At 66.3% G+C, this 6,963-nt stretch carries 7 protein-coding genes; all 7 read left to right on the top strand.

The features are described from left to right. Window positions 1-861 (top strand): tRNA (adenosine(37)-N6)-dimethylallyltransferase MiaA (miaA, locus tag Q0996_RS07555; RefSeq protein ID WP_299617290.1); only part of this gene is annotated, 861 nt, incomplete at its 5' end. Between the two features lie 178 nt (window positions 862-1,039). Further along, complete coding sequence (locus Q0996_RS07550) at window positions 1,040-2,821, top strand: acetolactate synthase 3 large subunit (RefSeq protein WP_299617288.1); 1,782 nt, start codon at window positions 1,040-1,042, stop codon at window positions 2,819-2,821. Between the two features lie 244 nt (window positions 2,822-3,065). Beyond that, entirely contained in the window at window positions 3,066-3,581 is a 516-nt protein-coding gene (gene ilvN, locus Q0996_RS07545; protein ID WP_299617286.1) for an acetolactate synthase small subunit, read from the top strand. Window positions 3,582-3,734: 153 nt separating this feature from the next. Then, window positions 3,735-4,535 carry a class II glutamine amidotransferase gene (locus Q0996_RS07540; RefSeq protein WP_299617284.1) on the top strand — a complete coding sequence of 267 codons (801 nt, stop codon included), beginning with the start codon at window positions 3,735-3,737 and terminating at the stop codon, window positions 4,533-4,535. Between the two features lie 408 nt (window positions 4,536-4,943). Then, window positions 4,944-5,963 carry a ketol-acid reductoisomerase gene (gene ilvC / locus Q0996_RS07535; RefSeq protein WP_299617282.1) on the top strand — a complete coding sequence of 340 codons (1,020 nt, stop codon included), beginning with the start codon at window positions 4,944-4,946 and terminating at the stop codon, window positions 5,961-5,963. Between the two features lie 160 nt (window positions 5,964-6,123). Beyond that, window positions 6,124-6,468, top strand: coding sequence for a hypothetical protein (locus Q0996_RS07530; protein WP_299617281.1), 345 nt, complete (start codon window positions 6,124-6,126; stop codon window positions 6,466-6,468). Between the two features lie 109 nt (window positions 6,469-6,577). Next, the coding region (locus Q0996_RS07525; RefSeq protein WP_299617279.1) for an aminopeptidase P family N-terminal domain-containing protein at window positions 6,578-6,963 on the top strand (386 nt) is incomplete at its 3' end.

Genomic DNA, 6,963 nt, shown 5'->3' with positions numbered 1-6,963 from the left:
GTGATCAATGCCGATTCCATGCAGGTCTACCGCGAGTTGGCGGTGCTGACGGCGCGGCCGCGCGGCGCCATCCTGGAGACCGCCCCGCACCGCCTCTACGGCGTGCTCTCCGGGGCCGAGCCCTGCTCGGCCGGCCATTGGCGCGCCCTGGCCATGACCGAAGTGCAGGAGGCCCTCGGCCAGGGACGGCTGCCGATCCTGGTGGGCGGGACCGGGCTATACCTGCGCAGCTTCGAGGAGGGTTTGAGCGCGGTGCCGGAGATCCCAGCCGAGGTCCGCGCCGCGGCACGCAGCACGCTGGCGGAGATCGGCCCCGCGGCCCTCCATGCCAAGCTGGCCGCCGGCGATCCTGAGATGGCCGCCCGGCTGTCGCCCGGCGACAGCCAGCGCGTGGTGCGCGCCTGGGAGGTGCTGGAGGCCACCGGGCGGTCCCTGGCCCACTGGCAGGCCGTCGCCGGAGAACCCGCCCCCTTCCGCTTCGTGAAGCTCTGCCTGATGCCGCCCCGCGAGGCGCTCTATGCCGCCTGCAACCGGCGCCTCGAGACGATGCTTGAGGAGGGGGCGCTGGAGGAAGTGGAGCGCCTGCTGGATCTGGGTCTCGACCCGGGCCTGCCGATCATGAAGGCCGTCGGGGTGTCGGAACTCGCCGGCTTTCTGCGCGGCTCGGCCAGCCTGGACGACGCCCTAAGCCGGGCCCAGCAGGCGACCCGCCGCTACGCCAAGCGCCAGACCACCTGGCTGCGGCATCAATTTCTGGGTAACGATCAGACGATCATGGTTATCGAAACGCAATATTCGGAAAGTCTGATGCCCGAATTATTTTCGAAAATTCGTCAAATCCTGTTGACCGATCCCGGGTAAGGGGATAGGGTCGCGCTCCTTCGGCACTGCACAAAGAGCGGCCGAAGGCCCCCCTGCCGGCAGCGGCGGGGCAATCTTCTTGGCCGGTTCTGCCGGCCTCTTTTATGCTGGAAGGTAATCTGCCGGGCCCGCAAAAGGGCGGCAAAGGGTCCGCGAAGGACCGAGGGAGAAGGTACGGATGGCTGGTAGGAAATGGGACGAGGTGCCCACGTTGACGGGTTCGGAGATGCTGATCAAGGCGCTGCGGGACCAGGGCGTCGACGTCATTTTCGGGTATCCCGGGGGCGCCGTCCTGCCGATCTACGACGCGCTGTTCCAGCAGAATGACATCCAGCACATCCTGGTCCGTCAGGAGGGCGGTGCGGTCCACGCGGCCGAGGGCTATGCCCGGTCCACCGGCAAGGTGGGGGTGGTGCTGGTCACCTCCGGCCCCGGCGCGACCAACGCGGTGACCGGGCTGACCGACGCGCTGATGGACTCCGTCCCGGTGGTCTGCCTCACCGGCCAGGTGCCCACCCACCTGATCGGCAACGACGCCTTTCAGGAGGCCGACACCACCGGCATCACCCGGCCCTGCACCAAGCACAACTATCTGATCAAGGACATCGCCGACCTGCCGCGCATCGTCCACGAGGCCTTTTACGTGGCGCGCAGCGGCCGACCCGGCCCGGTGGTCATCGACCTGCCCAAGGACGTGCTGCAGAACAAGAGCGACGCCTACATCCCGCCGCAGGACGTGCGCCACCGCAGCTACCGCCCGCAGACCCGGGCGCCCGAGGCGACCATTGCCGAGGCCGTGGAGATGATCGCCCAGGCCAAGCGGCCGGTGGTCTATGCCGGCGGCGGGGTAATCAACTCCGGCCCCAAGGCCTCCGAGCTGCTGACCCGCTTCGTCCACCTGCTGGGCGTACCCTGCACCAACACCCTGATGGGCCTCGGCGCCTTCCCCGGCTCCGACCCGCAGTTCCTCGGCATGCTGGGGATGCACGGCACCTACGAGGCCAACCTGGCCATGTACAACTGCGATGTGATGATCAACATCGGCGCGCGCTTCGACGACCGGGTGACCGGGCGGCTGGACGAGTTCTCGCCGCGCTCCAAGAAGATCCACGTCGACATCGACGCGTCGTCCATCAACAAGAACGTGGTGGTCGACCTGCCGGTGGTCGGCGATGCCGGGACCGTCCTGGAAGACCTGCTGACGGCCTGGAAGGCGCGCAAGCTGGAACTCGACCAGAAGGCGCTGAAGGCCTGGTGGGCGCAGATCGACGAATGGCGCGCGCGCGACTGCCTGAAGTTCGAGCAGAAGGGCCAGGTGATCAAGCCGCAGTACGCCATCAAGCGGCTCTACGAACTGACCAAGGACCGCGCGCCCTACATCACCACCGAGGTCGGCCAGCACCAGATGTGGGCGGCCCAGTACTTCAAGTTCGAGGAGCCGAACCACTGGATGACCTCCGGCGGGCTCGGCACCATGGGCTACGGCATGCCTGCCGCGCTCGGCGTGCAGCGCGCCCATCCCGACGCCCTGGTCATCGACATTGCCGGCGAGGCCTCCATCCTGATGAACATTCAGGAACTCTCCTGCATTGCCCAGTACAATCTGCCGGTCAAGGTGTTCATCGTGAACAACCAGTGGATGGGCATGGTGCGCCAGTGGCAGGAGCTGCTGCACGGCGGGCGCTACTCGGAGAGCTACACCGCCTCCCTGCCGGACTTCGTGAAGCTGGCCGAGTCCTTCCACGCCGTCGGCATCCGCTGCGAGAAGGCCGAGGAGTTGGACGACAAGATCATCGAGATGATCGAGACGCCCAAGCCGGTGATCTTCGACTGCCTGGTGGCCAAGGACGAGAACTGCTTCCCGATGATCCCCTCCGGCGCGGCGCATTACGAGATGCTGCTCGGGCCCGAGGACAAGGCCGGCAAGCCGATCTCCGAGGAAGGCATGGTCCTGGTATAGGGGCTGTTCCTGGACCAGCCCTCTAAGAGCCTGACCCAAAATGAAAGCCTATCCGTCAGAAGGTTCGATTGCTCTGGCCTCCCAGGCCGTCATTGCCGGACTTGTGCCGGCAATCCATCGAGGTTCGAGTCTCGGTCCTTCCATGGACCCTCGGGACAAGCCCGAGGGTGACGATGGGGGGAGGAAAGGCGTTGTCGGGCCCTTGAAATCAAACAGTTCATTCCGAGTCAGACTCTAAAGACCCATGGCCAAGAAGACAGAAGACATCGAAGTGCGCACCATCGCGGTGCTGGTGGACAACGAACCGGGCGTGCTGGCCCGGGTGATCGGCCTGTTCTCCGGGCGCGGCTACAACATCGAAAGCCTGACGGTGACCGAGGTCGACCCGCGCGAGAAGTTCTCGCGCATCACCATCGTCACCTCGGGCACGCCGCAGATCCTGGAGCAGATCAAGGCCCAGCTCGACCGCCTGGTGCCGGTGCAGCGGGTCAGCGACCTCTCCCTGGACGGCCCCTCGGTGGAGCGCGAGCTGGCCCTGGTGAAGGTGGCGGGCGCCGGCGAGAAGCGGGTGGAATCCCTGCGCATCGCCGACATCTTCCGCGCCCGGGTCGTGGACTCCAGCCACGACCACTTCACCTTCGAGATGACCGGCAAGAGCGACAAGCTGGACGTCTTCATCGACCTGATGCAGCCCCTGGGCCTGGTCGACGTCAGCCGCACCGGCGTGGTCGCCATCTCCCGCGGACCGGCAGGGCTTTAGCTCTGTAGCACCCATTTCGGGTAAAAAATACCTCGATATTTGCTCCTGGCGAAACAGATTGATCGTCTCGCGCTCGAACTCTCGGGGCTTCGCAAGGCTTTTTCCATCCTTCTTCTCTATGCTGGCGTCCTCGATTTTCCGCGCGAGGAGTCCATGTGCCGCTGGCTGGCCTATTCCGGTGAACCGCTGTTTCTCGACGAGCTGATCTGCAAGCCGGATCATTCGCTGGTGAACCAGAGCCTCTGCGCCAATGAGGCCAAGACGCCGACCAACGGCGACGGCTTCGGCATCGGCTGGTACGGCCGCCGCCCGGAGCCGGGGCTCTACCGGGAGGTCCTGCCGGCTTGGAACGACCAGAACCTGCAGAGCCTCGCGCACCAGATCCGCAGCGGGCTGTTCTTCGCCCACGTGCGCGCCTCCACGGGCACCTCCTCCTCGCGGCCCAACTGCCACCCCTTCGCCCACGGGCGCTGGCTGTTCATGCACAACGGCCAGATCGGCGGCTACCTGCAGCTCCGCCGCCGCCTGGAGGCGCTGATTCCCGACCGCTACTACGACCACCGCGAGGGCACCACCGACAGCGAGATCCTGTTCTTCCTCTTGTTCGCCAACGGCTTGGAGGAGGACCCCCTGGGCGCCCTCTCGTGCACCCTGGCCCAGGTGAGCGGCGTGATGGCGGAGGCCGGGGTGAGCGCCCCGCTGCGCTTCACAGCGGCGCTCACCGACGGGCAGTCGATCTACGCCCTGCGCTACGCCAGCGACGACAAGCCGCCCAGCCTCTACTGGCGCGGCACCGAGGAGAGCGACGCGCCGCCGTCGATCACCATCGTCTCCGAGCCGCTGGAGGAGCCTGAGACCTGGCAGGCCCTGCCGCCGGACCAGGTGCTGCTGGTCGGCCCGGATCTGCTGCTGCGCTTCGAACCCCTGGACTTCCTCCGCCCCGCCGCCGAATAGCGCCGCCGGGCGGGATCACCCGGATGCCGGCGCCCCTCATGTTTTCCTCCCTCCTTGCGGGGGAGGAAGAGAAATCTTGCGCTTGGCCGCGTATCAGCGCGGCAAAGCGTTAGATTTCTCAGGAGGGGGGTGCGGTTGGTTCCCCCCCTCTTGCACAATCAAGGCGTTGGCCCCGACGGGACCAACACCCTGATTGTGCTTTCTCCCCCGCAAGGGGGGAGACCTGTTGATGCGGCGCTGGGCGCGTACCGTCCCCGGGGCCGCGCCAAGGCCCCGGTTTCCGCGGGTTTCGGCCATGCGCGTGGCGCAGGGGGCCATGCCGGGAATCCCGTTGCGCTTTGCGGTGGGGCGTTTTAGAACCCCGCCGAGCCTTTTCGAACAACAAAAGTACCGAGGGAGACGGCCGCTATGCGCGTCTATTACGATCGTGACGCCGATGTCAATCTGATCAAGGGCAAGAAGGTGGCCATCGTCGGCTACGGCAGCCAGGGCCATGCCCATGCCAACAATCTGAAGGACAGCGGTGTCAGCGAGGTGCGCGTCGCCCTGCGGGCCGGCTCGGCTTCGGCCAAGAAGGCCGAGAACGCGGGCCTCCAGGTGATGACCCCGGAGGAGGCCGCCAAGTGGGCCGATGTGGTCATGATGCTGACCCCCGACGAGCTGCAGGCCGACATCTATCGCGACTCCCTGGCCGGCAACATGAAGGAGGGCGCGGCGCTCGCCTTCGCCCACGGCTTCAACATCCACTTCGCCCTCATCGAGGCGCGCAAGGACCTCGACGTCTTCATGATCGCCCCCAAGGGCCCGGGCCACACCGTGCGCTCAGAATACGTGCGCGGCGGCGGCGTGCCCTGCCTCATCGCGGTGGCGCAGAACGCCTCCGGCAACGCCCAGGAGATCGCGCTCTCCTATGCCTCGGCCATTGGCGGCGGGCGCTCCGGCGTCATCGAGACCACCTTCAAGGAGGAGTGCGAGACCGACCTCTTCGGCGAGCAGGTGGTGCTCTGCGGCGGCCTCACCGCGCTGATCCAGGCCGGCTACGAGACCCTGGTGGACGCCGGCTACGCGCCGGAGATGGCCTACTTCGAATGCCTCCACGAGGTGAAGCTGATCGTCGACCTGATGTACGAGGGCGGCATGGCCAACATGCGCTACTCCATCTCCAACACGGCCGAGTACGGCGACTACACCCGCGGACCCCGGGTCGTGAACGCCGAGACCAAGGCCGAGATGAAGCGCATCCTGGACGACATCCAGTCCGGCCGCTTCGCCCGCGACTGGGTGCTGGAGAACAGGGCCGGCCAAGCCTCCTTCAAGGCCATGCGCGCAGGGCACGCCGAGCACTCGATCGAGCAGGTCGGCAGCAAGCTGCGCGCCATGATGCCGTGGATTGCCCAGAACGCTCTGGTCGACAAGTCGAAGAACTAGTCCTCGACTGGCGAGCATGGTCCGGGGGCAACAAGCCTCTGATAGGGTTTAAGTCTTCGTTCACCACTGTGCGGCGATTCTTGCGCAGAGTCCGCCTGGCTAGGGGGCGGGCCGCCGTATCCGTCAGCCCTGCTGACACTCCGTGAACGAAGGAGGGATCATGCATCCCAAGCTCGGCGACAAGCTCGCAACTCCGGGCAATCCGCCAATGGCGGCGGCTCAGCCGAACGGCGCCGCCGTCGGCGACGAGACCGCGACGATCAGTGACACCGCCCTGGTGCAGGCGGTTCACGCGGTCTATCGCGGCGACACCGATCGCCATCTCGGCCTTCTGCGACAGTCCGGTCTGCTGGCCGGCGCAGCGGCCGGCAAAAGCGCCGGCTCCAGCGTCGGCTCGTCTGCTCCGTTGAAGGCCGTGCCGAAGGAACCCAACAAGCAGCCCAAGCCGTCCGGCAAGAGCGAAGTGGCGCGGCGCATTCAGAAGGCGCTGTCCTTCAGCTTCTAGCGTCTTGGCTTGAGTTGGCCCCGGCCGCGGCTCGCCGCCCGGCGGGAAAAGCTTGACCCCCCACCCGCGCCGTCGGAAAGCGGGCGCTTCGGATAGGGAGGTCTGGTCGATGGAAGAAACCCTCAAGATCGAGAACGGGCCGAAGGCGCCCGCGACCTTCTCTCAGGCGGAGATGGAGCGGCGCGTTGCCGGGCTGAGAAACTTGCTTGAAGAACAGCAGCTCGACGCAGCGTTCTTCACCTCAATGCACAACATCGCTTACTACAGCGACTTCCTCTACTGCTCCTTCGGGCGGCCCTACGGCCTGGTGGTCAGCGACAGCACGCACAGCACCATCTCGGCCAAGATCGACGGTGGGCAGCCCTGGCGGCGCAGCTTCGGCGACAATCTGGTTTATACCGACTGGCAGCGCGACAACTTCTATCGCGCCGCCCGCAGCTTGCTCGGCCCGAGCAAGCGCCTCGGTGTCGAGTTCGATCACCTGACCCTGGAAGC

Source organism: Pelagibius sp., from assembly GCF_028289705.1.
Classification (GTDB): Bacteria; Pseudomonadota; Alphaproteobacteria; order Kiloniellales; family Kiloniellaceae; genus Pelagibius.
This window is presented reverse-complemented; position numbering and strand designations above follow the sequence as displayed.

Bases quoted from the DNA above. Each gene is read 5' to 3' on its own strand.
- ilvN (WP_299617286.1), top strand. From the start codon at position 3,066: ATGGCCAAGAAGACAGAAGACATCGAAGTGCGCACCATCGCGGTGCTG.
- Q0996_RS07540 (WP_299617284.1), top strand. From the start codon at position 3,735: ATGTGCCGCTGGCTGGCCTATTCCGGTGAACCGCTGTTTCTCGACGAG.
- ilvC (WP_299617282.1), top strand. From the start codon at position 4,944: ATGCGCGTCTATTACGATCGTGACGCCGATGTCAATCTGATCAAGGGC.
- Q0996_RS07550 (WP_299617288.1), top strand. From the start codon at position 1,040: ATGGCTGGTAGGAAATGGGACGAGGTGCCCACGTTGACGGGTTCGGAG.
- Q0996_RS07530 (WP_299617281.1), top strand. From the start codon at position 6,124: ATGCATCCCAAGCTCGGCGACAAGCTCGCAACTCCGGGCAATCCGCCA.